The following is a 24102-nucleotide window of genomic DNA, read 5'->3' as shown; positions in this document are numbered from 1 at the left end:
CGCGGCGACGCAGATCCGATCGATGATCTGCTCCCCTACAACTGGGTCGATAGCCGCGCCGCCGCCAGCGCCGTCATCGATCAGGCCGCCTGAATGCCGCCGAGTGGGGGTGTTTTAGCGCTTACGATGTCGTAGACGCCAGCGGGCAGAGTCTCGTCCAAAGCGGTCAGCCGAAATGGCGCCTTGAAGGTGATCGACGTTCGGGTGGTTCGCAGCGCCATCAGATTGCGAGACCGCGGTCGGGATTTTCGCTGAAGGCCGCATCCTCTGCTTCCTCAGATAGCGAAGCCGCGGCCGGCAGCCGATCTTCCCGGCCAAGCTGGCCCTCGCGGCGAAGGGCGACCACGGCTTCGCGCGCCCATGCTGCTGCTGCGGATGCCGCGACGATCCGGACATTGTCGAGATTGGCCGCCACCGCCCGCTCGCGATGCAGGGCCTCCTGAGCCAAGCAGAAGGCGGATGTATGAGCCATCAGGAACTCCTTTGCGACATGATTCTGGGCCAGTGGAGGCGTGTAACGCTAAGCCGGAGGCTGATCCCTCATTGCCTGTCGCAAGGCATCGTCCAGACGAGAATAGCGGAAGGACTTGTAGTGGAAGCGGTCGGTAGGGACGCGCTTGATATCGTATTTGAGCATCAATTCATCTTCGGTGAGATCGATGTCGTATGTCGATTGGGAGGTCATGAAGCTGCTCCTGGTGACGAGAGGACGAGATGGGTCAACCGTAGGCGAGCGTTGCTGCCCGCCCCCGTCACCGTTTGTCAGAAGCCCCTGCCGCCGATGCCGCCGGTCATGGATGGCGTGCTGCTTTCGTCGGTGAACTCCGCAACAGCCGCTTCAGTGGTGATCAGCAGGCCCGCAACCGAGGCCGCGTCCTGCAGGGCAATCCGCACGACCTTCGTCGGGTCGATCACGCCGGATTGGAAAAGGTTCTCAAACTGCTCGGTCTGGGCATTGAAACCCAAATTCTCGTCGCGCTCATCGAGCAAGCGGCCGGCGATCACGCCTCCATCATGGCCAGCATTTTCGGCGATCTGCCGCAACGGGGCCTGAAGCGCTTTGCGGACGATGTCGATGCCGCGCCGCTGATCGTCATTGACAGGATTGAGGCTATCCAGCGCCTTGGAGGCGTAGAGCAAGGCGGTGCCACCACCCGGCACGACGCCTTCTTCCACCGCCGCACGCGTTGCATGCAGCGCGTCGTCGACGCGATCCTTGCGCTCCTTCACTTCCGTCTCTGACACGCCCCCCACTTTGATGACAGCGACGCCACCGGCGAGTTTTGCAAGCCGCTCCTGAAGCTTCTCGCGATCATAATCGCTGGCGGTGTTCTCGACCTGCGAGCGGAGAGCTTCGACACGCCCCTTGATCGCGCCCGGATCGCCGGCGCCATCGACGATGGTGGTTGTGTCCTTGTCGATCGTGACACGCTTGGCTTGTCCAAGCATGTCCAGCGTCACAGTCTCGAGCCTGATGCCGAGATCCTCGGTGATGACGTCGCCTCCGGTGAGGACGGCGATATCCTCGAGCATCGCCTTGCGCCGGTCACCGAACCCAGGCGCCTTGACGGCGGCGACGTTCAGACTGCCGCGCAGCTTGTTGACGACGAGCGTGGCGAGAGACTCCCCCTCGATGTCTTCGGCGATGATGAGCAGGGGGCGCCCGGCCTGAACCACCGCTTCCAGGATCGGGAGCAACGGTTGAAGAGCCCCGAGCCTCTTCTCGTGGATCAGGATATAGGGATCCTGAAACTCGACCAGGCTCCGTTCCGGGTTTGTAATGAAGTAGGGCGAAAGATAGCCACGGTCGAACTGCATGCCTTCGACCACGTCCAGCTCGAACTCGACGCCGGTCGCTTCCTCGATCGTGATGACGCCTTCCTTGCCGACCTTCTCCATCGCCTCGGCGATCTTGCGACCGACAACCTCGTCGCCATTGGCCGAGACGATGCCGACCTGGGCAATCTCCTGATTGTTGGAGACCGGCTTCGAGCGCGCCTTGAGCTCGGCCACGACAGCCCCGACGGCAATGTCGATGCCGCGCTTGAGATCCATGGGATCAACGCCCGCGGAGACTGATTTCATGCCTTCCCGCACAATCGCCTGAGCGAGTACCGTCGCGGTCGTCGTGCCGTCGCCTGCATGGTCCTGCGCCTTGGACGCGACCGCCCGGATCATCTGCGCGCCCATATTCTCGAACTTGTCGCTCAGTTCTATTTCCCGGGCGACCGTCACGCCGTCCTTGGTGATACGCGGCGCGCCATAGCTCTTGTCGATGAGGACGTTGCGGCCTTTGGGGCCGAGCGTCACGCGGACGGCGTTGGCGAGAATATCGACACCGCGCGCAATGCTTTCGCGGGCGTCGCGCGAGAATTTGACGTCTTTGGCTGACATGGTGTCTGATCCTTGTGGCTGATTGTCGGCTGCCCGGACGGGTAGCGGCGTAAGGTGGGAAGGCTGGGGTCAGCCAATGACGCCGAGGACGTCGCCTTCCTTCATGATGAGGAGATCCTCACCGTTCAGCCTGACCTCCGACCCGGACCACTTGCCGAACAGGACGCGATCACCAGCCTTGAGGTCGAGCGGCGTGAGCGCGCCGTTCTCGGCTTTGACGCCTGCGCCTGCGGCGACGATCTCGCCCTCCTGCGGCTTCTCCTTGGCGGTTTCGGGGATGATGATGCCGCCGGCGCTTTTGTCGGCCGAGTCGATACGGCGGACCAGCACGCGGTCGTGAAGAGGTCGAAATGTCATGAATAGCATCCTGCCGCTGGACCGCGACGAGATGTCGTCGCTTCACAAGCGGGGAGCCAGCGCTGCCGATTTGCGATTGAATATCGCGGAGACGCGAATGCCAACAACCTTAATGTGGGGGCCAGCAATCGAGAAAACAAGGTGGAGCTTCCGCCGGTCAGCCCGCTCAGGAAAACGGGCATTCGCGGTGCAAACCAACCAAGCTCGGACCGTTAGCTGGCAAGCCTGCCACGATCCATCCGGAGCGTCACGACGAGACCGCTTTCGGCCCAATCGTAGTCGATCGTGCCGCCGAGCTGACCGGTCACGCTGCGCTGGACAAGCTTGCCCCCGAAACCAGCGTGTCCCACCGGATCGATAACCTTGGGCCCACCATGTTCCAGCCACGTGAGCACCAAGTCCTCGCCGTCAGCAATGCTGGAGAGGTCGAGCGTGCCGGCCGGGGCCGAAAGCGCGCCATATTTCATCGAGTTGGTGGCCAGCTCGTGGATCACCAGGGCCAGGCCGGTCGCCGCTCTCTCGCCTACGCCCATGCGTTCAACAGCCACGCGAATTCGGCCTTTGAACGCGCCAAGGTCATCATATGGGGCCAACAGGACGGCAAACAGGTCTCCGAGCAGTGCGGCATTGCCTTGGCCATTGGGGAGCGGCCGAACCAGATCGTGCGCGCGACCGAGTGCCGAAAGCCGGTCGGTCAATTCGCGTGCCAGATCCTCGACGCTGCCGGCCGAGCGCGATGAGATCGCCGTCAGACCCGAAGCGATCGCCAGCAGGTTCTTGACGCGATGGCTCATCTCGCCGGCCAGCAGTTCGTGGCCTTCTTCAGCCTGCTTGCGCCCCGTTACATCGAGGAAGATGCCGTACATCGTCCGGCCGACGATGCCGACATCCTCGCCTTGGCCGCGCGCCGCCACCCAGCGGACCGTGTCGCCAACGATGATCCGAAAGTCGGTCTCGTAGGGTCCAAGGATCGCGCGGGTGGCACTGAAGGCAGACTGAACACGATCACGGTCCGCCGGGTGAATCCGCGCGGACAGCTCGCCGAAGGTCACTTGGTCGCTGGCGGGCAGATCCCAGAGCTCGAACCCCAATTCGTCCATCGCGAAGGCGTCTGTATCGACGTTCCACGACCATAACGCGACCCCAGCCGCCCTGATCGCGTGACGCAGTTGATCGGGGCGCCAGTCATGCATATCGGGCGTCCGTGCGGCCAATATCGTTCGTCCGATCGTGAGAGAGACCTTCGCTCTACACGGTTGCTGCGACGCTGTCCGGGAAAAGATGGAACGCGGCTTCGAACGCGTTCTCAGGCCGCGGTGAGACTCCGCATTGTTTCAATCAAGGCGGGCCATATCGGAGGCTTGGCGATGAAGGGGCAGCCGACCGGCAACGTGCTCGCGTCAAGCAGGCCTCGCCCTGAGGTTACAATGATATGCATGGGAGGCCACCGATCGCGAACCAGCGCGGCAAGCTGAATGCCGTCCATCGATCCCGGCATCTCGATATCGGTGAAAACCAACTGGATGTCTGCGCTCAGCATCAAGATGGCGATGGCTGCATCGGCATCTTCGGCCTCCACGGCGGTGAAGCCGGCGTCCTCGATCATGTCGATCGCGTGCAAACGGAGCAGCGGTTGGTCTTCGACGACAAGAACCGTAATTTTGCGCATATCTAACCCTTCGCTGACGAGGGCTGATCGCGAGCAAGGTCCTAACAGACGGCAACAACATTCGTTCCGGGAGCGCATTCGCTTTACCGGCCGTCATTTGTTCGTCCGCCGGGCAGAGTGGGCGTTAAGCGCGAGATTCAACCCGACGCCGTTGCCACCGGTCGAGCAGTCGCAATGCCGGTGTTACGGTGATGCCGTGCAATAGGATCGAGGCGAGCACGACACCGCCGATGATCGCCCAGAGCCGGTGCGGGTCGGCGAAAGACCCATGATTGAGCGCAAAGGCGAGATAGTAGATCGAACCCATCCCGCGGATGCCGAAAAAGGATATCACGAGCTGCTCGCGCCAAGGCAGCTTCGATCCAACAAGGCTGAGCAGGCCGGCAGCCGGGCGCGCCACCAGCAGGACGCCGGCAACGAACAGCAGCATCAGCCAGTCAAAGCCAGCGAGTAGGCCGCCGAAGGCAATGATGCCGCCGAACAGGACGAGCAGCACCATCATCAGCAACCGCTCGGCTTCTTCGGCGAATCCATGCAGCCGGTCGTGATAATCATCGTCGCGACTGGCGTTGCGCAGTGCCAGCGCCGAGACAAAGACGGCCAGGAAGCCGAACCCGCCCAACATCTCGACCACGCCATAGGCGATCAGCGTAACCGCCAGCGCAACGAAGCCGTCCCCCGTGCGCGAGAGACTCGCGCGCATCGGCAGGTGAAAGGTCAGATAACCGAGGCCGCGTCCAATGGCATAGCCTGCCGCAGCCCCAATGAAGGTCTTCCAAAGAAGGTCGCGCCCGAACCATTCGAGCAGGTCGCCGCTCCTGAAAGATGCTGCGCTGAGCGCAATCGCAAGATGGACGAAGGGGAAGGCGAGGCCGTCATTGAGCCCAGCCTCGGAGGTCAAGGCGAAACGGGCTTCGTCCTCTTTCCCCTCACCGGGGCCGCCCACCTGGACATCGCTCGCGAGCACCGGGTCCGTCGGCGCGAGCACGGCGGCGATCAGCAGCGCCGCCGTCGGCCCGGCCACCCCAAGTCCCCATGCCAGGCCCGCGACCACCAGCATGGTGATCGGCATTGCGATACCCAGCAGCCGCCAGGTGAGCGACCAGCTACGCAGCCCGATCATCCGATCGATCTTGAGGCCCGCTCCCATCAGCGAGACGATGACGACGAGTTCGCTCAATCTCTCCACTACGACCGGAAATCGCATCGGATGGACCGCGAAGGATCTTAGCGGCGGCAGCGCGAACAGCGCTGCGCCCGCGGCCACACACAGGATAGGTAAAGACAGCGGAGCCTTGCGCAGCAGCATCGGCAGCCAGGCCGTCATCAGCACCAGCACGCCCAGCCCGGCAAGCAGCAGGACGTAAAACTGGTGCGAGAGCTCCATTGGAGTCCTTTCGCTCCCCTGCTTAGCGCATCAGGCCGGCAGCGCGCAGAGCATCTTCAATCACGCGTCCAACGCCGCCGGAAGCGACCTGCGAACTGGGGGCGCGGTGAGACTCGGTGGCAACGGTCATGCCGGCGCCCAGCGGCGCGGCCGAGGGCTGCGGTCGTGCAAGCTCAGCTCGGCCTTCGGCCCGCGCGTCAGCCAGTCCCCAGAAGCTCGCGATCCGCCGCGTCGAAGAAATCCCGGCCTCGAGCATGTACGGCCCCGCCGTTCCGCAGGCCTGCGCGCCGGAGGTACTGAGTGGAGTGCCATGGCCGAGGCCAGCGATGCGATATTCCTCGATCACGTCGCGCCCATTGGCATCGCGCCACACACGGCGAAGATATCCTTCGTCCTCCTCGACAGCGCTCGGCCTGTGCTCAAGCCCGTGGATCGCACGCCATTGCTCGACGATGAGTGCCGAATTCTCGTGGCTGACGGTCGCGTCGCTGTCGCCATGCCACACCGAGATCGTCGGCCAGGGCCCCTTGTGCGGTGACCCAGCAGTGACGAGCTTGCCCAGCGCGACCGCCGGAGGGCCGCCGTGCGCCCGCATGCGATCGAACGCCTCGGGGATGGAGGTGGCCGTGCCATAGGGTAGGCCGGCGATGATCGCGCCCCCGGCAAACACGTCGGGATAGGTGGCAAGCATCACCGACGCCATGGCACCGCCGGCCGACAGCCCGGTCACGAAGATGCGGGACTGATCGACTCCATGCTCCTCGACCATCGCCGAGACCATCTGGCGGATCGACAGCGCCTCGCCCGCGTCGCGCTTCGTGTCGCCCGTGTTGAACCAGTTGAAGCAGAGGTTGGCGTTGTTGCCGCGTTGCTGCTCCGGGTACAGCAGCGCGAACCCCTGTTCGTCAGCCAGCCGCGACCAGCCCGAGCCATGGTCATATCCGGCCGCATTCTGGGTGCAGCCGTGCAGCACGACCACCAGCGCTTTCGATGCATGCCGAGAGTGGGGAAGGTAAAAGCGGCCGCGAAGTGCACCGGGATTGGACCCGAATGCGCCGAAATCCGACAGGCGGTCTTCAGCGAACCTGCCTAGTAAGCCGGGTAAGGCATGGTCCCGCAATTGGGACAGACGGCTGAGCGTATCGTTCAAGCTTCGCATGCGGCTTTCTCCTGGCCACGGCGGAAGCCCTGACATGCAGATCGATCCAATCGAATTGCTGCGCTGCACAATGTCGGCTTGGGCGGGGCGAATAGCAAGGATGTAGATGAATCATCTGCGAACTCGGGAGATGGGGCTGGCGCTACGCGGCTGCCGTCCCCATATGCTCTTCATCGCGCCGTCCGTTTCGAGCTTGGCTGCGACTGAGAGTTGTTCATGCTCCCGCTCTGGACGCGGAGCGTATCATTCGATCTATCCTCCATTCGAGCTTTGCGCGTCCTAGGCCGCGCATCGTTCTCGTCCGCAAGTCGACTGCCGACACAGAGAAGGCGGCACATGCGCAGTTTCGCATCCCACTACCCGCAGGTGGAGCACCTCTACTCCAGCGGCTTTCGGAGCGCTGATCATCTGCACGGGGTCCAGCCGGGCTCTAATTCAAGGAAATGACGACATGGCCAAGGGACAACAACGTGGCAACCGCGAAGCGCGAAAACCGAAGAAGTCGGAGCCGCCCAAGCAGAACGCTTCCAATCCATCGCTGAAGGGCATGCCCCCTGCGGCACAGTCCAAGAAGGATTGATCTCTTCTTTCACGGAAAGGCCGTTCCCATGCAGCTATCCTCTATCCTCTGCCGCGCCCAGGAAGCGCATCACTATGCGGTCGCCTGCGCAACCACGCTCGACAATGTCAGACTGGTCGCGAACGTCGCCGCTGCCGCCTGGGCCAAGGAAGGCGTGGCTGCCGGAGTGCGCGAAGATCGCAAGCTATCTGCCAGGGCATTCGCCGAGGGACGTCTGCTGTCGAACGAGCCGCCCGGCGTCGATTTCCGCGCCCTGAGCGAAAATCCCGACCGGGGGCATGCCGTTCGGAGTTGAGAAGGCTTCCGGACCCCAATGTCGCAAGTCAGGAGGCGACGGAATGCGGCTGCATATCCTGCATGTCACCACCTACGCATATCGGACACCGGTCGAGCTTCTCGCGCATCGGACGATGCTCACTCCGCGCAGCTCGCATGCACTACGCCTCATTTCGGCCAACATCAGTTGCGAACCCGCGGCGGAGCTGGAGTGGACGCAGGATGTCTTCGGCAACCTTATCGCCACGGCCTCCTTTCCGAAGCCTTCGGAACGCCTGACGATCACCAATCATGTGATTGTAGACCAGACCGCCGCTGCCTGGCCCATCCTCAAGATCGCGCCACATGCGCACCGCTATCCGTTCGATTATTCGCACGAGGAGCGGACCGATCTTGGTGCGCTGCTGGTGACGGAGCATGCAGATCCCGACGGCCGGCTCGCCGCTTGGGCGCGTGCCAAGGTACTCGGCGCCGACACCGACACGCTGTCGCTGTTGCAAGACGTGAACGCCGCTGCCCGCATCGGCATGACCTACGTCACGCGAGAAGAGGTCGGGACGCAGTCCCCGCAGAAGACGCTCGATCTCGCTTCGGGCTCGTGTCGCGATCTCGCCACGCTGTTCGTTGAAGCGGTCCGGCATCTCGGTTTCGGAGCCCGTGCGGTGTCCGGCTATCTCTTCGATCCGCCGATCCTGGGCAATCCCGCCGAGACGGGCACCCAGCACGGGGCGACGCATGCGTGGGCGGAGGTGTATTTGCCCTGTGCGGGCTGGGTCGCGTTCGATCCGACCAATGGCCGCATGGGAGAGGCACATCTGGTCCCCGTCGCGGTTGGCCGGAGCATTGCGCAGTTGAGCCCCGTCGATGGCCGCTATGTCGGTGCCGCCAACGCCTTTCTCGGCATGACGGTAGAGGTCACGGTTTCGACGACGAACTGCACCGATCTCGATACGCAGGAAAGATCATCGGCCCCCGAATGATCGCGCCTACAGCCTGACGCGCGCCTTGTCGGCCGTGGGCTTCGTCAGGTTCGGCTTGGCGTGAACGTTCGAGCTTCTCGCCCTGCTGTCTGTGCGGGCGTGGCCTCCTTCAGAAAATCGCACTGCACATAGGCCCGGTCGGTGCCCATTTTGCCACCCCACGGCGCCTCGACGAACCTGACGATAAAATCAGCCTGCGGAATCCCGAGGATGATCGGCACCTCTACCGTTTTAGTGAGCGGATCGCCCGGACGGAAGATGACGGATTTATAGATCGGCTGGTAGTTGACCCCAGCAACGCCTCTCACAAGGCCAGTGCCATCCTCCGTCATGACCCGCGCGATGACCGTGTTCGGCGTCGGCCGGTCAAGAGAGATCGGGACATAGGCGACGGAAGCACCTGGCTGATAGGTGGCTGAACCAACCGACGCGATGGCCTGCTCCGGGTATCGGGTGCCATTGGCGAAGTCGAAGCCAGCAAAATCCCCAGCATTGGTCGATAAGGAGAAAGCTGCGGCGCTGGTGTCAGCGCTGGCAAGTTGCTGCGCCGTTGCGCTGTCTATGGCAGAGCGCATGAATGCCAATGGGTTGAACTTGTCGTCTGAAGCATGTTTGCCGCCTGCTTGAGCCGGTGGCGGCGCTACATGATCGGAACGCTGAAAGCCTGCGTTTGAGGTCAAACCCCAGGCGCTGACACAAACCACAAAAAGACATGCGAACAGAGCGCCCGAAAGCGGGCGGGAGAACGATGATTTCTTCATGATGCGACCCCTGTTGTTTCTGTGGCAGATTTACCGCTTCGCTGGTTTCTCCTTTCATGGGCGAAAGTGCCGACGCCGCCGACTAACCCGCAGCGAACGTGACACAGCTATATCACTGTATATCAATCATTTTTTGACGTAAGCGAAACGAATTTTGTCATCGCCTCACCGGCTTCGCGGCACGATCCGCCGTGACCGCGCCCCCAGCGGCGCTTGTTCTGGCGATCTCGCCATAGTTGCGACTGACTTGCATTAGTATAGTTCTTCCACTAGCGAGCGCCAACAAAAAGGGAGGCTCCTTCATGCGTTTGGCGATTCCGACTTTGTTTTCCACTACCGCAATTCTCCTTACGACTTCTGTCCACGCGCAATCCGCGCCCGCCGAAGTGGCGGCCGAAGGACCAATCATCGTCACCGCTGCCCGCAGCATCCTTCCTGTCAGTGCGCTGCCGCTAACGATCGACGTGGTTGACAAGGCAATGCTCGACCAGCAGCTCGCAATTTCTGGTTCAGTGACCGATGCGATCTCGACCCTGACCCCGTCCTTCTCGCCCACCCGCCAGAAGCTCTCCGGCGCGGGCGAAACCCTTCGCGGCCGCTCCCCGCTCTACGCGATCAACGGCATCCCGCAATCTACCCCGCTGCGCGATGGCGCGCGCGATGGATTCACCATCGACGGCTTCTTCGTCGACAGGGTTGAACTGATCTACGGCTCGAACGCACTGCAGGGCATCGGCGGCACCGGCGGCATCGTCAACCAGGTCACGGTCGGCGCGCCCACGAAGGAGGGTCTTGGCGGCCGCGTGCTATTGCAGGGTACCGCCGACAACAGGTTCCACTCTGACGGCTTCGGCGCGAAGGCCGGTGGCCTGTTCCAGTACAAGGTCGGCGACTTCGACGCTACGATCGGCGCCACCTATGAAAAGCGTGGCGTATTCTATGACGGACAGGATCGTCGCGTCGGCCTCAACCTGACGCAGGGCGAGACGCAGGATTCGCGTACGACCAATCTCTTCGCCCGCCTTGGCTACGCAGTCTCCGCTACGGGTCGCATCGACCTGATCGCAAGCCGGTTCGAGCTGAAGGGCGAGGGCGATTTCGTCGCGGTCACAGGCAACCGCGACAATGGGCTGCCGACCAGCGCGATGCAGGGCACCCCTCCCGGCGAGCCGGCTGCCAACCGCACCGAAAGCGTCGCCCTGTCCTACACCGACAGCGATCTTCTGGACGGCAATTTCGTCGGTCAGCTCTTCTTCAACCGCTCGCGCGACACGTTCGGCGGCGAGGTCGCGCCCATCGCGACGTTCCAGGACCCGGCGATCGCGCCGGTCAACACCCTGTTCGACCAATCCCAAAACCGCTCCCGGAAGGTCGGCGGGAAATTCAGCTACGAGCGCGCAGTGCCGGGCTTCGAGGCGCTTACCGCCACGCTTGGCTTCGACGCACTGTGGGACAAGACCGAGCAGCGGCTGATCGCTACTGACCGCGTCTGGGTACCCCCTGCCGAGTTTCGCAGCCTAGCTCCCTTCGCTCAGGCCAATCTCGAGCTATTCAACGGCCTGGTGCGCGTCGCCGGCGGCGCGCGCTGGGAAAATGTCCAGATCAAGATCGACGATTATCATACCCTTGGATCGACAACCTTCGTCGCATGCTCAGCCAGCCTGCCGGCGGGCACATCTTGCGGTACCGCGACCTATGGCGGGGTCGCCGTTGCGGGCGGGAAGCCGAAATTCGATGATCTGCTGCTGAACGGCGGCGTCATTATCGAGCCGTGGGAAGGCATCCGCGCCTATGCGAGTTATGCCGAGGGCTATACCGCGCCCGACGTCGGCCGCATCGCCCGGTCGGTTAACATGACGGGCGTCGACATCGACAGCTATCTCGCCATCGAACCAATCGTGTCGAACAACCGCGAGATCGGCGTGGAAGTGAAGCGCGGGCCGGTCGATGCATCAGCCACCTATTTCTGGTCGTCGAGCGACAAGGGCCAGCTACTGGTCCCCAGTCTCGGGCGCAATTTCGACGTTCAACGCCAGCGCATCGAGATTGAGGGCATCGAGGTGAACCTGCGCAGCGAAACGCCGATTGACGGGCTGAAGCTTGGTATCGGCTATGCCCATATCGACGGACGTTACGACAGTAATGCCGATGGGAAGGTGGACACCGATCTCGATGGCGTCAACATCTCGCCCGACCGCGTCAATCTGTCGGCGACCTATAATCGCGGCCCCGTCTCGGCGATCGTGCAGACGCAATATTTCCTGTCGCGCACTTTCCATGCCGATCCGGGCCTGACCCAGCCCGACCGGCGCAACAATTTCGGCGGCTATCATATCACCGACGCCAGCATCCGCTATCAGACCGGCTTCGGCGGGCTGCGGCTGAGCGTGCAGAACCTGTTCGACAAATTCTACATCGATTACAGCAGCGACACGCGGCTGCCGAACGACAATCTCGCCTATTTCGCCGGACGGGGACGCACCTTCATCCTGAGCTGGGACTATGGTTTTTGAAGACGCTTGACCTCTTGCACCGTTGGATTGGCGGACTGATCGGCCTCGTTCTGGCGGTGCTGGGGTTTTCGGGCGCCTTGCTGGTGCACAAGGACGCGTGGGTCATTCTGCCGCATGCGTCCGACGCGCAAGTGCAGGAAACGGCCGCCATAGCTGCAACGGTCGAAAGGATCATGGCCGATCCTACCACCCGGCCGGAAATGATCACCTTCGCAGGGCGGAATTTCGGCCTCAACCGTCTGCGCTTCGCGAACGGGTCTGGCGCCTACACCGATCAGGCGGGCGATCTGGTCACGCGCTGGAGCAGCCAGTGGGAGCGGCCGGAACTCTGGCTGTTCGACTTGCATCATCATCTGTTTGCTGGCGACACGGGCGAAACCGTGATCGGCATCGCCGCGATCGCCGGGCTGTTCTTCGTCATCTCAGGCGTCATCCTGTGGACCCGCACGCGCAAGACGTTCGAGTTCCGCATTCTGCCCAAGCGGGTGAGCCGACCGGCGATCCTGCGCCATCATCGCGATCTGGGCGTGGTCGCGGCACCGCTGCTGACGCTGGCGCTGCTGACCGGGTCCATTCTGGTCTTCCGTCCCGTGGCGGCCCTGATCCTGGGACCGGCCGCACCCGCGCAGATCGACGCCAGCCTCAAGCCGCCTTCCCATCCGCACGTTCCGCTAGCGGCAAAGCATGACTGGCGCGGTCTTATCGTGGAGGCGAGAGCGCATTTTCCTGACGCCGAAATACGCAGCCTGTCGCTGCCCCGGCAAGGCAGCGGCCTTATCACCCTGCGGATGAAGAGGCCGGACGAATGGCTGCCAAACGGGCGCACAACCTTGTGGTTCGCGGCGGATGATGGTCGCCTCGTAAAGGCCCGGGATGCTTCGCGTCTGTCTCAGATCGTGATGATCTACAACGTGCTCTACCCGCTTCACGCCGCCAAGGTGGGAGGGTTGAGCTATCGGCTGTTGATGACCTTCGTTGGATTGGCATTGAGTCTGCTGGGAACTTTATCCGTCTGGTCCTTCTGGTTCGCGAGGAAAAGCGTTAGCGGGCCGGTGCCTCAATTGGCCAAGGTGCAACACTGAGAGCGTCCGGTGGCATGCAGGGCGCACATCTTGCCTGATGCAAAAAGGGACCCTCATCCAAACGACGCCTTCCTCTTACCATTTATTTTCCTCCGCTGGATGACTGCGGGGGGCAGCAATTCAAAACGGCCAACAAATATCTGCAAACGACAGCTCGGGGGTAGGTTCTTTCCCGAAGGCCGACGAGTAAAATTGGATCCCTTCCAAGGCGCCCTGCTAACGCTTGCCTGAATCACCGCTTCTAGGATCGCCCTCGTTGTCGGCACGGCAAAAAACGTCGCGAATTCGCCCATCCTGCCCATTTCCCTCGTCGACCCTTTGCGGTCATTCCGGTGCCAAATTGGCGTTATCGAAACCTGACGTTCGTTCAGCTCCTGCTTTTAGAACAGCATTGGGCTCTTGAGGACCCTACATCAAGTCGGGCATACTCATTTACGTGTATCGTCAATGGTGCAGCATTCCGTTCAGATGCCGGAGCTTTTCTGGATTGCGCATCACATAGATGGCTCGGATCAGCCCGTCTTCGATCAGCAGCGCGGTGGTCTGCAAAACCCCATCCGATTCTCGCGTCACAAACCCCGGCAAACCGTTGACGAAGGCATAGCGCAGCAACTCTGATGGCCCGGAACCCAGTCGCGCGATAGCGGCATGCGCGCGCACGACTTCGCTCGTACCTTCCAATATTCGGGCCACGGCGGGCCGCTTGCCACCACCATCGGCATGAAAGCGTACATCCTGCGCGAGCAACGCACCCAGTTTCGTTATGCCGTCGCCGCGCGAGGCCTGGAAGAAAGCCGCCGCGATCTCCATCCCATGCGCTTGATCGACCGTGTAGCGCGACCGATCCATCCGTACATTGATGCGCGCCCGGCTGGCGAGTTGGCGGCAGGCGGCAACGTCGCGACCGATAGAGACGGCGATCTCCTCGAAACTCTCCCCGAACACGTCGTGGAGGAGGAAGGCAGCCCGTTCCAGCGGCGACAGCCTTTCAAGCGCCAGCATCAGGGGAAGGGTGACGTCCTCCACCGGCTCCGCCTCCACGACCGGTTCGGGTAGCCAGGGACCGCTATACGCCGCCCGCCGCACATGCGCGGATTTAAGATGGTCGAGGCATAGCCGCGTGACCACCCGGCGCAGGAAGGCGGCGGGCACCTGCACCCCCTCCCTGTCCGTCCCCGCCCAGCGGATATAGGCCTCCTGCACCATATCCTCCGCATCGGCCATGGAGCCGAGCATCCGGTAGGCGACGCGCAGCAGATCGGGCCGATGCGCGTCAAAGGAGGTGGCTGCGCCTTCCATCACTTCCAGCCCAACTCCGGCGCATAGAGGTTGAAGCCGACTGCGAGGCGGTTCCAGCCGTTGATGACATTGATCATCATCGACAGTTTCAACTGCTCCTCCTTGCTGAACTGGGCGTCCAGCGCTTCGTAAACGGCATCGGGCGCGCGCTTGGCGGCGACCTCGGTCATATGATCGGTCCAGCCCAGCGCCGCGCGCTCGCGGTCGGTATAGCATGGCGCTTCGTGCCATGCGGCCAGCAAATGGATGCGCTGCTCGGTCTCGCCCGCTTCGCGCGCGTCGGCGGTATGCATGTTCAGGCAGTTAGCGCAGCCGTTGATCTGCGAGGCGCGGATCTTGACCAGTTCAAGCAGCGGCTTTTCCAGGCCGCTTGCCTCGACCAGCATTGAAAAGCTGTACCAGGCTTTGAAGATGTTCGGTGAAACGGTGTAAATATCGGCGCGGGGTGTCATGGCAACCATTCCTTTCATGGTAGGTGATGCCATCATGACGAGATAGGTCGCGGCCGTGTGACATGGCGCGTTATTTTGCTCAGCAAACTTTCTTTGCCGCCAATTCGGTATGACACGTTCAATACCGCGATCTTTGAGGTGAGCGCTTGGTACATCCGCGGAGTTGATGTCGACCCATCTTTGCCGTTTAGCGCCAAAAATTTACAGACGAGGAGCAGACGGTCCGCTGACATCAGCGGCGGGACCAAAGGGTACCAACCTAATCGGATCATTGATGTCTTTCGTGCGTTGGAGCACCTGAATTGGTCGATGGAGCGGTAGTGACCCAAGAGAGCGACAAGGCAGATCTCGGCGTAGCCGGGCTGGACGAAATTACTGCAGGCGGTCTTGCCAGAGGTCGGCTGTTTCTATTGGAAGGGAGCCCAGGCACTGGCAAGACGACGATAGCCACTCAGTTCCTGCTTGCCGGAGCCGCTGCTGGGGAACGATCCCTTTATATCACCCTGTCCGAAACAGAGGACGAATTTCGAACCGGTGCCACATCACACGGATGGTCACTGGACGGGGTCGACATATTTGAGTTGGTTCCCCCCGAGAGTTTGCTGGACGAGCAGCAGCAACAAAGCTTGCTTTATTCTTCCGACCTGGAACTTGGGGAAACCACTAGACGAATTTTTGAAGCCTTCGAACGGCTGAAGCCGCAGCGCGTGGTGCTCGACAGCCTTTCCGAGATCCGACTCCTGGCTCAATCATCCTTGCGGTATCGGCGGCAAATCCTGGCGCTGAAGCATTATTTCGCGCGCAGCAAAGCGACCGTGCTGATGCTCGACGATCTGTCGAGCGAAGCGAATGATCGGACCATGCACAGCGTCGCTCACGGTGTTTTGCGCCTCGAGGAGCTTTCACCTGAATATGGTGCGGAACGTCGGCGCCTGCGCGTCGTCAAATACCGGGGACAAAAATATCGAGGCGGCTATCATGATTTCGTAATCCACACCGGAGGGGTTCGCGCCTTCCCGCGTTTGATTTCCGCCGAACACCGCACGCCCTTTGAGCGCGAGGTACTGAAAACCGAATCCGCAGAGCTAAACGCTTTGTTGGGCGGGGGCGTCGAGCGCGGCTCAAGCGTGTTGATCCTTGGTCCATCGGGCACCGGCAAGTCGCTCTACGCACTCTCCTTCATCATGGGCGCGGTACGCCGGGGCGAACGGGCCGCCATGTTCGTGTTCGACGAGGAATTGGGGTTGCTGTTCGAACGGGCTTTGGGACTGGGGATCGATCTACAGGCCCTATCCGATAGTGAGCAGTTGATTATCGAACAAGTGGATGCCGCCGAACTGACGCCGGGGGAGCTGTCCGAACGGGTGCGGCAATGCGTCGAGGAAAACGGCGCCCGCACCGTGGTGATCGACAGCCTGAATGGTTACCAGGCGGCGATGCCAGGCGAACAGGCGCTGATATTGCACATGCACGAGCTGCTCCAATATCTGAACCGTCGCGGCGCATCGACTTTCCTCACCGTGGCACAACACGGCCTTGTCGGAGACATGAAGGCCCCGGTCGACGTGACCTATCTGGCCGATACAGTCATCCTGCTGCGCTACTTCGAAGCACGTGGGCGGGTTCGCCGCGCCGTGTCGGTGATAAAAAAGCGGACCAGCGCGCACGAGGATACGATCCGGGAATATCGGATCGGCCGCAACGGCATCACCTTCGGTCCACCCTTGGTCAATTTTCAAGGCGTGCTGCGCGGCGTGCCTGAGCTGATCGGTGAGGACGATCAACTGCTCGAAATGTCCAGGGAATGATACCGCACCTTTCGGAGCGCGCGTTGATCCTTGCACCGCAGGGCAGAGATACCGCGGTTGCCTGTTCGATGCTGCAAGAGGCGGGACTTCAAGCCCATCCGTGCGGAAATTTGGCGGAACTCGTCCAGGAACTGGCGATCGGCTCCGGCTTTGCGTTGATCACGGAAGAAGCCCTGCGGGACACAGACCCGAGCGCACTCGTTAAATGGATCGCCAATCAGCCTGAATGGTCGGACTTTCCCTTCGTACTGTTGACGCAGCGGGGTGGCGGCCTGGAGCGGAATCCCGCCGCGGTGCGTCATTTGAACCTGCTGGGAAACGTCACATTCCTTGAGCGGCCTTTTCACCCGACTACCCTGGTGAGCCTTGCCCATTCCGCGCTGCGAGGACGGCGGCGGCAATATGACGCGCGCACCCGTCTGGAGGAGCTTAATCAACTTGCGACAGATCTTGAGCGGCGAGTTGAGGAACGGACGCATGCGCATGCAGCGGCGGTCGCTCAACTGCATGAAGCGCAGAAGCTGGAGACGCTGGGTCAGTTAACCGGCGGCGTGGCGCACGATTTCAATAATCTTCTCACACCGATCACCGGAACGCTGGATCTGCTGCAGCGCAAATATGGCGACAGTGATCCTCGATCGGGGAAGCTGATCGGGAACGCATTGCTGGCTGCGGATCGGGCGAAGACACTCGTACAGCGCCTCCTCGGCTTTGCCAGACGTCAAACGCTGCAGACCCAGGCGATTGATCTGGCTGGCCTGCTTACGGGAATGCGCGATCTCGTCGCGAGCTCCATCGGACCTACGATCGAACTGGATGTGGCCCCGACGCCCAACCTGCCGGCTGGACTTGGTGACCCAAACCAGCTGGAGCTCGCGATCCTGAACCTGTGCGTCAATGCTCGCGACGCAATGCCGGACGGAGGGCGGTTAACCATAACAGCCGAAGAAATCACGACGGATGTGCACCGGAGGGCGAAATTGGCGGCGGGATCATATGTTCGCATTTCCGTAATCGATACCGGATGCGGGATGAGCGATGAGACGCTCGCCAAAGCGATAGAGCCGTTCTTTTCGACAAAGGAAATCGGTCGTGGCACCGGCCTGGGACTGTCCATGGTCCACGGGCTGGCTGCCCAGCTTGGCGGCGCTTTCATGCTTTCGAGCGAGGTGGGGCAAGGTACGCGCGCGGACCTCTATCTTCCGGTCGCCGAAAATGTTCAGCCGCTCGCTGTCCCCACGGCATCCGGCCCGCCCCCCGCCGCCAGCGGCAGGCTGTCGGTGTTGCTTGTCGACGATGAAGACTTGGTGCGCCTCGGTACAGCGGAGATGATCAGGGATTTCGGGCACAGTGTAGCCGAAGCCAGCGGGGGAGCTGAAGCCCTTGCGATGATGGCAGAAGGACTTGCGATAGACGCGGTCATTACCGACTATAAAATGCCGCGTATGGACGGAGCGGCACTCGCACAGAGGCTCAACGCTGCCTACCCGTCCATTCCGGTGCTAGTAATTACTGGCTATACCGGCATCACTGAGGATGTACTCCATCTACCTTACCTCGCGAAGCCCTTCACGCAGTCCGAAATCATTCAGGCCTTGATTTCCCTGGTGGGCCGCAATCTGGGCGTAGTGCAAGACGCCAAGGTGTAAGCGACCCTTTACCGCCATTCTGCCTGTAAATGTGACCTCCCCCAAGCGGACGGGCAGCTTGCATTTCCGCGATACATCCGAAAACGATCAGGTTCGGGAACCACCCGATTGGGATTGAGCGGTCAGCATTCCTTCATTTTCCTAACGGCATCTTCACAGCGCGCGATAACGCACCGGAGATACCGAAATGGCCAAAAAGTACCTCGCGTTGGGAACTCTTCTTCTGGCCGCCTGCGGTCAGCCCAATTATGATCCCCGCGGAATGAAGCATGAGGAGACGCTGCTCTCCGTCAGCGCGACGGGTCAGACGGACACAAGGCCGGACCGGGCGGAGTTCCAGGCAGGCGCCAACACATGGAGTAAGGACGCACCCAGCGCCAACGCCGCGAACCGGCAGATGATTGCGAAGATCGTCGCCGCTCTCAACGGGGCAGGGATCGCGGACAAGGATATTCAGACCCGATCACTGACCGTTCAGCGGCTCGACTGGGGCGATCGCAAGGGGCAATATCAGGCGGGCAACATCATCAACGTTACAGTGCGCGAGGTGGATCGGGCCGCAGCGGCGGTGGACGCGGCGACTCGCGCGGGCGCCAATATCATGAGCGGACCAGACTTGCGTCTGTCCGATCCAGAGAAAGCGGCGAACTCTGCCTATGCAGCGGCCTACAAGGCGGCGCGCAGCCGGGCACAGACATATGCCGATGCGGCGGGAATGAAGGTCGCGCGCGTGCTGTCCATCCGCGATGCCGGGGGCACGCAGGGGAACCGCCATCTTCCCGGCGCAGTGCCAGTGGCCCCACCGCCAGTCGCGGTCGAACAGTCTGCGGCGAACGGATCGATGGCCCGTCTGATGCCCGGCGAGACGGAGAGCTCAGTAGCCATTCAGGTTGATTTCGCTCTCGTCCCGAAGGAAAGCAGCTAGGCAGGCGGCGCCGCAGCAGGAGGCGACGTCGCCTGGGCGATGATCGCCTTGGCCGCTTCGAACGGCCGGTCGAGCTCAAGCCGTTCCGCAGCGGCCAGCGCATCCTCAAAGCCCGCACCGCAGAATACCGCAATGGCGCTTGCCTCAATCTCCGCCAGCAGCGCAGCCTTGGCACCCTGCTTGCAGCTTCCTTCGACATCCCGAATGAACACGGCTGCTACCCGATCGGGAAAATCGCGTACGGCGCGCGCATAAATCTCGACGTCATGCTGGCCATTGTCCCCAATCAGCAGGAAACGAAGCTGCGGGTAAAAGGCCAGTATGGTTTCGATAGCGGCCAGCTTGTGGCTATCGTGCGCCGTCTTGATCAGCTTCCTCGCATCAATGCCATAGTCGGCCAGGAACATAGGACCATGGGGAATGCCGTTCAGTTCCATGAACTCGGCAATGAAACCGTAGAGGTTCCAGGGACTGGACGACACATAGAAAAAGGGCCGGGCAGGCGCTTGGTGATCATGGGCGATCATCTGGTAGAGCTTGGCTGCGCCCGGCACGGCCAACCTGTCCTGCGGCCGGTCCACCAGCACCCGGCGCCAATTCTTCACGAAGTTCGTGGCGCCGGTTTCTACCACCGTATCGTCGATATCGGATATGATGCCCCAGTGATTGTCCGCAGCCGGCGCGATGATAGGCACGGAGATGCTTGGCTGCTGCGCATCCCGCTCGGGCGTTGATATGGCCGCCGCTTCCCATCTGGTGGCTTCGGGCAAGGGCTCATCGATGGGCAGGGTAAAGCTGAAATAGCCTTCTTCGTCCGTCCGCGTTTCGGCTGTGCCTCCGTGAGCGTCGCACTGTACGCGAACGCCTGACACTTCCTCGCTATTGTAGATCGCCATCATTGCACGCAAACGAGATAACGTCCCCTCGCCGGCATCAAGTGGCTTTCTGAAGCGCACCACACGCCCCGAAAGGCGGAACTCGCGCTCGTTGCGATAGCCGGCATAGGACAATAGCCGGACCTTTTGCACAGAATCCGCGTTATTGAAAAACAGGTTTTCTATCCGGTCGATGTCTGTTTCCAGGTCGGCCGCCGCAGCACGCAAGAATGTGCCGAACAAGGAGCGCTGCTCGTCCATGGTGAGCCAACGTGGCCAATATCGACCGGTTCCCCTCCAACGAAACTCATGTGCACAATTGACGCATGGCGATGTCGCGCACCCGGCTCAATATCATTGGCGCAAAGGATCAATTTGCATTTCCAGGCGCCGAGCCTCCTCTGATCATTATATTCGGCTTGATGCCCCGTTCATTTAACAACGACAGGAGCGTGTTTTTGCTTGGCCGAAAGGCTCCGAAACGTGATCGACCACCGTGTTTCCGCCATTCGGGCAATGCTGTGCTCCCACTCATGGCGAGCTTCCCCGCTTAGATGGTAGATCGCTCGCGGCGCCAGAGGCGCTATGGCGCGGCGAAACTGCTTCCCGGCCCTTTGGCGGAATCGCATCATCGCAGGCTCGCCGAGTGATATGCCCACGACATGCTCGAACACGGGCCGATCGCGGTGCCACCCAATGCCGGCGCCCGGATCGTAGCGGATCAGCAGCGCTTGAGCGAGATCTTCGGGAGAAATCCCGACAAAGTGGGCCGCCCGCGCCCTGATCGGCATCAGCCATTCGGGCATAGCCTCTGTAGGCGCGAACTTTCCCATTTCGAAGTCATAGTTCCAGCCATAGCTGCAGGTGAGGCGCTTGCCGGTCCATTGCTGGAAGCGGAACGGCGTCAGGTCGGAGCCATCGATCCTTTCGATCAGCACACGTTCCTCCTCCGACGAGAGGAAATTCTCCGCATACCGCAAACCCGGGAGAAGCGGCGCACTGAACAGATCGGCTTCCGGGGCCTTGAAGTCGAGCCAGCCCATCACTTGCCGCCGATGGATGATGCCCCGGTGGCATTCCCCAATGGTGAGCCGGAATTTTGGGAGAGGGGCTTCGACTCCATGATGAGAACATACAAGGAACGGATGGTAGGGGCAATGCGGGCATCAGGTGGCATTGCCCGCCATAGCTGGCCTAGCTGGCTCGATCCCAAAGCCTGCGCAGGGCGCTTCAGTATCTGCCCACCGGATCGTCGGCGACGCGCGCCTATCCACCTCCCTCTGCGACCGGTCAGCACATTTGGCGCGGCGATTCGTCAAACATCCCAGGCGTTGAGGGCGTTACGATAGGCTTCCTCCTGCCGCGATCGGTCTTCCTTCAGCTTATTTTATGTCCGCGCCCAACCGAGATCGCAGACCCTCCCGCTGGCGGCGGAGGTCTTTGATCTGCGCATCGATATCGGCCAGCGCGGAGGAGAGTTGCTGTTCCTTTCGCTCCAGCGCGGCCTCGGCGCGTTCGAGTTTTGCGCGGCTCGGCTTGGGCGGTGCGGCGAACCCCTCGGCCGCTTCAGGATCCGGCGCCTCCCTGCGCGTCGCGGTCTTGCGCACCTTGCCCGCTGCGGCGAGATGCTGCGCGGTGGTGCCCCGCGCCGTGCGGATGACCACGCCGGGTTGCGCGAGCGCTGCCTTGGTCAGCTTGGCATCGGTGACGAGTTCCGCGGCGCCGGCAGCAAACAGGTCCTTGTCAGTCCCCCAGGCCTCCAGCGCGGCCTTGCGGCTCGTCACCGCGACATAAGCATCCTGGAAACCGGTGGAGGTCCGAAAGACCTTGAGGGGACGTTTGGCCATCAGCGCATAACGCGAATGGAACGCGAGTGGTGCCCGCGCCATTGTCTCACAGCCATGAAGATCGCCACCTATAATGTGAACGGGGTCAACGGCCGCTTGCCAGTCCTGCTACGCTGGCTGGCGCTGGCGAAACCCGATGTCATGGTTTTGCAGGAATTAAAGGCGCCTGACGATCGCTTCCCGGAGGCGGCGATGCGAGATGCCGGCTATGAGGCGATCTGGCATGGACAAAGCCGCTGGAACGGCGTCGCCATATTAAGCCGCGTCGGCGCAATCCATGAAACCCGACGCGGCCTTCCCGGCGATCCCGATGACGAGCAGAGCCGCTATATCGAGGCCGCGATAAACGGCGTGCTCATTTGCGGGCTCTATCTCCCTAACGGAAATCCGCGTCCCGGCCCGAAGTTCGATTTCAAGCTGCGGTGGTTCCAACGGCTCGAGGTGCATCTGTCAGGTCTGCTCGACCTTGATGCGCCGGTCCTGTGTCTGGGTGACTTCAACGTCATGCCTATCGACCTCGACGTCTATGCGCCCGATCGCTGGCGGGACGACGCGCTGTTTGCGCCGGAAGTGCGCGCTGCCTATGGCCGGTTGCTCGACCAGGGCTGGACCGACGCGGTGCGGCATCTGCACCCCCATGCAACCATCTACACTTTCTGGAAATATTGGCGGGGAGCCTTCGAGCGCAATGCCGGGCTCCGTATCGATCATGCCCTGCTGAACCCGCGCGCCGCGGCGCTGCTAGTCTCAGCCGACGTGGATATTCGCCCCCGCGGCTGGGAAAAGACCAGCGATCATGCGCCGCTCTGCATCGAGCTTTCTGATCTGCCAGTCGGCACCGGTAAGGTGGAATCACGTTCGCGAAAGCGTGCTCGAGCATCCTGAGCGGCCGAGCAAAGGACGATGCAGAGCGGGCTTCGTGCTCACCTTGCGTCCATACTCGCTCGCGAGGGGCGGGATCAAATTCTGACAATCCATAACACGTCTTTAGACCAGGATGGCCACAGGTGGAGCGCTTCAGAGTAGGCCGACCAGTTCTGGACGCTCATCGCCAAATTTAGCGTCCCAGATTGTGACGTTCGTCAATCGACCCGATGGCCGCACGATGTCAAAGCGAGCCGACCCGGCTTCAGTTTGGCTCCGACCTCGTGGCGGACGGTGGCCGCCTCCGAGCTATGAACGCACCGCGCGTCCTCTTGTAATAGCGGTCTTCCAAGCCGCCAGCTGTGGGCACCAGATATTCGACATCATCGAAGCCGAGGAATCTCAGGGATTGCTCCACAGCCTGGAGGTTAGGCTTGAACTGGCAGTGACGGGCCTTCCGCCAAAGACCTGTGGTGGTGTCTTTGCCCTCCACCGGCGCCACGACACTCATTCCCCACAGAGGCATCTTCAGAAAGTGGTGAATGTAGGGGAGCCGCATCAGATGCGTATCGACCACGATCGTATCCGTGGTCAGGGACGCGATCCGCCGCAACCCACCGATCGGATCCTCCAGATGGTAAAGAATGCCGAAGAAGAATGACACGTCGAAACGGCCGTATGATTCAGCGCTAACATTCTCCAGCTGATCGATTTCGAAACGGATGCGATTCTCCTGACGAGCTGCCTGAATAAACTTCGCCTGCTCTATATATTTGTCCTCGGAATCGAAACCTACGACTTCGTCCGCCCCCGTCTCCGCAGCGAGGAAGGAGAATCCCCCGCAGTTACAGGCGACGTCCAGCACGCGCTTCCCTTGCAAGGTGCCGCCGAACTGCTCGAGCAACCTCGGCCAGACGTGCTTGCTCATACTATCTATCCGGCCGAGGGACTGACGGTCGTGCCCGCGTAGGGATTCGTCATAGGTATTGAGACCGAATGGCAGGTCAATCGCATGGTGAAACGGGGCCAGTTCCCCAATGCGGCTGCGCATTTGCGCCTCGGTCATGTTCGGCTGTTCGTAAGCGCGCCGATCTTCCGCATAATGAGAAGCCATTCCGATCTCCCTTGGCAACGGTCGTTGCAACCCTTGGCAGGTGAAGATCGACAGGCGAAGGCATGGAGACGTGAACGACCGGCGGGCGTGACGAACGACAGCTTGGACGCC

The 24102-nt window shown here is 61.6% G+C and carries 24 protein-coding genes; 9 read left to right on the top strand and 15 right to left on the bottom strand.

Annotation, left to right across the window (positions count from 1 at the left end):
- Nucleotides 1–220: 220 nt before the first annotated feature.
- The 8 genes from ACI3KQ_RS15225 to ACI3KQ_RS15190 all read right to left on the bottom strand — a co-directional run bounded on the left by ACI3KQ_RS15225 (nt 221) and on the right by ACI3KQ_RS15190 (nt 6966).
- Nucleotides 221–472, bottom strand: coding sequence for a hypothetical protein (locus ACI3KQ_RS15225; protein ID WP_230482355.1), 252 nt, complete (start codon nt 470–472; stop codon nt 221–223).
- Between the two features lie 48 nt (nt 473–520).
- Nucleotides 521–685 carry a hypothetical protein gene (locus tag ACI3KQ_RS15220; RefSeq protein ID WP_230482356.1) on the bottom strand — a complete coding sequence of 55 codons (165 nt, stop codon included), beginning with the start codon at nt 683–685 and terminating at the stop codon, nt 521–523.
- 77 nt (nt 686–762) lie between these two features.
- Nucleotides 763–2394, bottom strand: coding sequence for a chaperonin GroEL (gene groL, locus ACI3KQ_RS15215; protein ID WP_230482357.1), 1632 nt, complete (start codon nt 2392–2394; stop codon nt 763–765).
- 69 nt (nt 2395–2463) lie between these two features.
- Nucleotides 2464–2751 (bottom strand): co-chaperone GroES, encoded by a 288-nt coding sequence (locus ACI3KQ_RS15210; RefSeq protein WP_230482358.1) that lies wholly within the window; start codon nt 2749–2751, stop codon nt 2464–2466.
- A gap of 212 nt (nt 2752–2963) precedes the next feature.
- Entirely contained in the window at nt 2964–3944 is a 981-nt protein-coding gene (locus tag ACI3KQ_RS15205; protein WP_404959066.1) for a sensor histidine kinase, read from the bottom strand.
- Nucleotides 3945–4057: 113 nt separating this feature from the next.
- Nucleotides 4058–4420 carry a response regulator gene (locus ACI3KQ_RS15200; protein WP_268992454.1) on the bottom strand — a complete coding sequence of 121 codons (363 nt, stop codon included), beginning with the start codon at nt 4418–4420 and terminating at the stop codon, nt 4058–4060.
- A gap of 124 nt (nt 4421–4544) precedes the next feature.
- Nucleotides 4545–5759: a cation:proton antiporter gene (locus tag ACI3KQ_RS15195; protein WP_404959064.1), complete on the bottom strand. Its 1215-nt coding sequence runs from the start codon at nt 5757–5759 to the stop codon at nt 4545–4547.
- Nucleotides 5760–5829: 70 nt separating this feature from the next.
- Nucleotides 5830–6966, bottom strand: a complete 1137-nt coding sequence (locus tag ACI3KQ_RS15190; RefSeq protein WP_404959062.1) for an alpha/beta hydrolase family esterase — start codon at nt 6964–6966, stop codon at nt 5830–5832.
- Between the two features lie 451 nt (nt 6967–7417).
- On the opposite strand from ACI3KQ_RS15190, the gene ACI3KQ_RS15185 reads away from it, so the two are divergent.
- The 3 genes from ACI3KQ_RS15185 to ACI3KQ_RS15175 are packed head-to-tail and all read left to right on the top strand — an operon-like array spanning nt 7418 to nt 8802.
- Nucleotides 7418–7546: a hypothetical protein gene (locus tag ACI3KQ_RS15185; protein ID WP_268992448.1), complete on the top strand. Its 129-nt coding sequence runs from the start codon at nt 7418–7420 to the stop codon at nt 7544–7546.
- Between the two features lie 28 nt (nt 7547–7574).
- On the top strand, nt 7575–7841 hold the full coding sequence (locus tag ACI3KQ_RS15180; protein WP_404959059.1) for a hypothetical protein: 267 nt from the start codon (nt 7575–7577) through the stop codon (nt 7839–7841).
- 43 nt (nt 7842–7884) lie between these two features.
- Nucleotides 7885–8802: a transglutaminase family protein gene (locus ACI3KQ_RS15175; RefSeq protein ID WP_230482365.1), complete on the top strand. Its 918-nt coding sequence runs from the start codon at nt 7885–7887 to the stop codon at nt 8800–8802.
- Nucleotides 8803–8846: 44 nt separating this feature from the next.
- Here ACI3KQ_RS15175 and ACI3KQ_RS15170 read toward each other — a convergent pair whose 3' ends face one another.
- Entirely contained in the window at nt 8847–9563 is a 717-nt protein-coding gene (locus ACI3KQ_RS15170) for a hypothetical protein (protein WP_404959056.1), read from the bottom strand.
- A gap of 302 nt (nt 9564–9865) precedes the next feature.
- On the opposite strand from ACI3KQ_RS15170, the gene ACI3KQ_RS15165 reads away from it, so the two are divergent.
- Complete coding sequence (locus ACI3KQ_RS15165) at nt 9866–12076, top strand: TonB-dependent receptor (RefSeq protein WP_404959054.1); 2211 nt, start codon at nt 9866–9868, stop codon at nt 12074–12076.
- Nucleotides 12073–13158 (top strand): PepSY-associated TM helix domain-containing protein, encoded by a 1086-nt coding sequence (locus tag ACI3KQ_RS15160; protein WP_404959052.1) that lies wholly within the window; start codon nt 12073–12075, stop codon nt 13156–13158. Before ACI3KQ_RS15165 ends, ACI3KQ_RS15160 begins: the two co-directional genes overlap by 4 nt.
- 444 nt (nt 13159–13602) lie before the next feature.
- Here the strand turns inward: ACI3KQ_RS15160 and ACI3KQ_RS15155 are convergent, their stop codons facing one another.
- Both ACI3KQ_RS15155 and ACI3KQ_RS15150 read right to left on the bottom strand, forming a co-directional pair.
- Nucleotides 13603–14457: a sigma-70 family RNA polymerase sigma factor gene (locus tag ACI3KQ_RS15155; protein WP_404959050.1), complete on the bottom strand. Its 855-nt coding sequence runs from the start codon at nt 14455–14457 to the stop codon at nt 13603–13605.
- Entirely contained in the window at nt 14457–14909 is a 453-nt protein-coding gene (locus ACI3KQ_RS15150; protein ID WP_404959048.1) for a carboxymuconolactone decarboxylase family protein, read from the bottom strand. The genes ACI3KQ_RS15155 and ACI3KQ_RS15150 overlap by 1 nt, the downstream gene beginning before the upstream one ends.
- Before the next feature lie 302 nt (nt 14910–15211).
- Here ACI3KQ_RS15150 and ACI3KQ_RS15145 point away from each other — a divergent pair, with 302 nt between their 5' ends.
- From ACI3KQ_RS15145 to ACI3KQ_RS15135, 3 genes are all read left to right on the top strand, one after another.
- Nucleotides 15212–16717, top strand: coding sequence for an ATPase domain-containing protein (locus ACI3KQ_RS15145; RefSeq protein WP_404959046.1), 1506 nt, complete (start codon nt 15212–15214; stop codon nt 16715–16717).
- Between the two features lie 110 nt (nt 16718–16827).
- The gene (locus tag ACI3KQ_RS15140; protein ID WP_404959044.1) at nt 16828–18366 is read left to right on the top strand and encodes an ATP-binding protein; all 1539 of its coding nucleotides are present in this window, start codon (nt 16828–16830) and stop codon (nt 18364–18366) included.
- 187 nt (nt 18367–18553) lie between these two features.
- Nucleotides 18554–19291 (top strand): SIMPL domain-containing protein, encoded by a 738-nt coding sequence (locus ACI3KQ_RS15135; RefSeq protein WP_404959041.1) that lies wholly within the window; start codon nt 18554–18556, stop codon nt 19289–19291.
- Here ACI3KQ_RS15135 and ACI3KQ_RS15130 read toward each other — a convergent pair.
- From ACI3KQ_RS15130 to ACI3KQ_RS15120, 3 genes are all read right to left on the bottom strand, one after another.
- Complete coding sequence (locus tag ACI3KQ_RS15130; protein ID WP_404959039.1) at nt 19288–20409, bottom strand: App1 family protein; 1122 nt, start codon at nt 20407–20409, stop codon at nt 19288–19290. The two genes, ACI3KQ_RS15135 and ACI3KQ_RS15130, sit on opposite strands and share 4 nt — an antisense overlap.
- Before the next feature lie 188 nt (nt 20410–20597).
- Nucleotides 20598–21209, bottom strand: coding sequence for an alpha-ketoglutarate-dependent dioxygenase AlkB (locus ACI3KQ_RS15125; protein WP_404959037.1), 612 nt, complete (start codon nt 21207–21209; stop codon nt 20598–20600).
- Nucleotides 21210–21548: 339 nt separating this feature from the next.
- Nucleotides 21549–22055: a hypothetical protein gene (locus tag ACI3KQ_RS15120; RefSeq protein WP_404959035.1), complete on the bottom strand. Its 507-nt coding sequence runs from the start codon at nt 22053–22055 to the stop codon at nt 21549–21551.
- Between the two features lie 12 nt (nt 22056–22067).
- Between ACI3KQ_RS15120 and xth the strand changes: the two genes are divergently transcribed.
- Nucleotides 22068–22898 (top strand): exodeoxyribonuclease III, encoded by an 831-nt coding sequence (gene xth / locus ACI3KQ_RS15115; protein ID WP_404959033.1) that lies wholly within the window; start codon nt 22068–22070, stop codon nt 22896–22898.
- A 244-nt stretch (nt 22899–23142) separates the two neighbouring features.
- Here xth and ACI3KQ_RS15110 read toward each other — a convergent pair whose 3' ends face one another.
- Nucleotides 23143–23991, bottom strand: coding sequence for a class I SAM-dependent methyltransferase (locus ACI3KQ_RS15110; protein ID WP_404959032.1), 849 nt, complete (start codon nt 23989–23991; stop codon nt 23143–23145).
- Nucleotides 23992–24102: the final 111 nt, after the last annotated feature.

Origin of the sequence: Sphingobium sp. ZW T5_29 (genome assembly GCF_044987515.1) — a bacterium.
GTDB lineage: Bacteria > Pseudomonadota > Alphaproteobacteria > Sphingomonadales > Sphingomonadaceae > Sphingobium.
The sequence above is the reverse complement of the archived record's forward strand: the minus strand, read 5'-3'. Positions and strand labels throughout refer to the sequence as shown.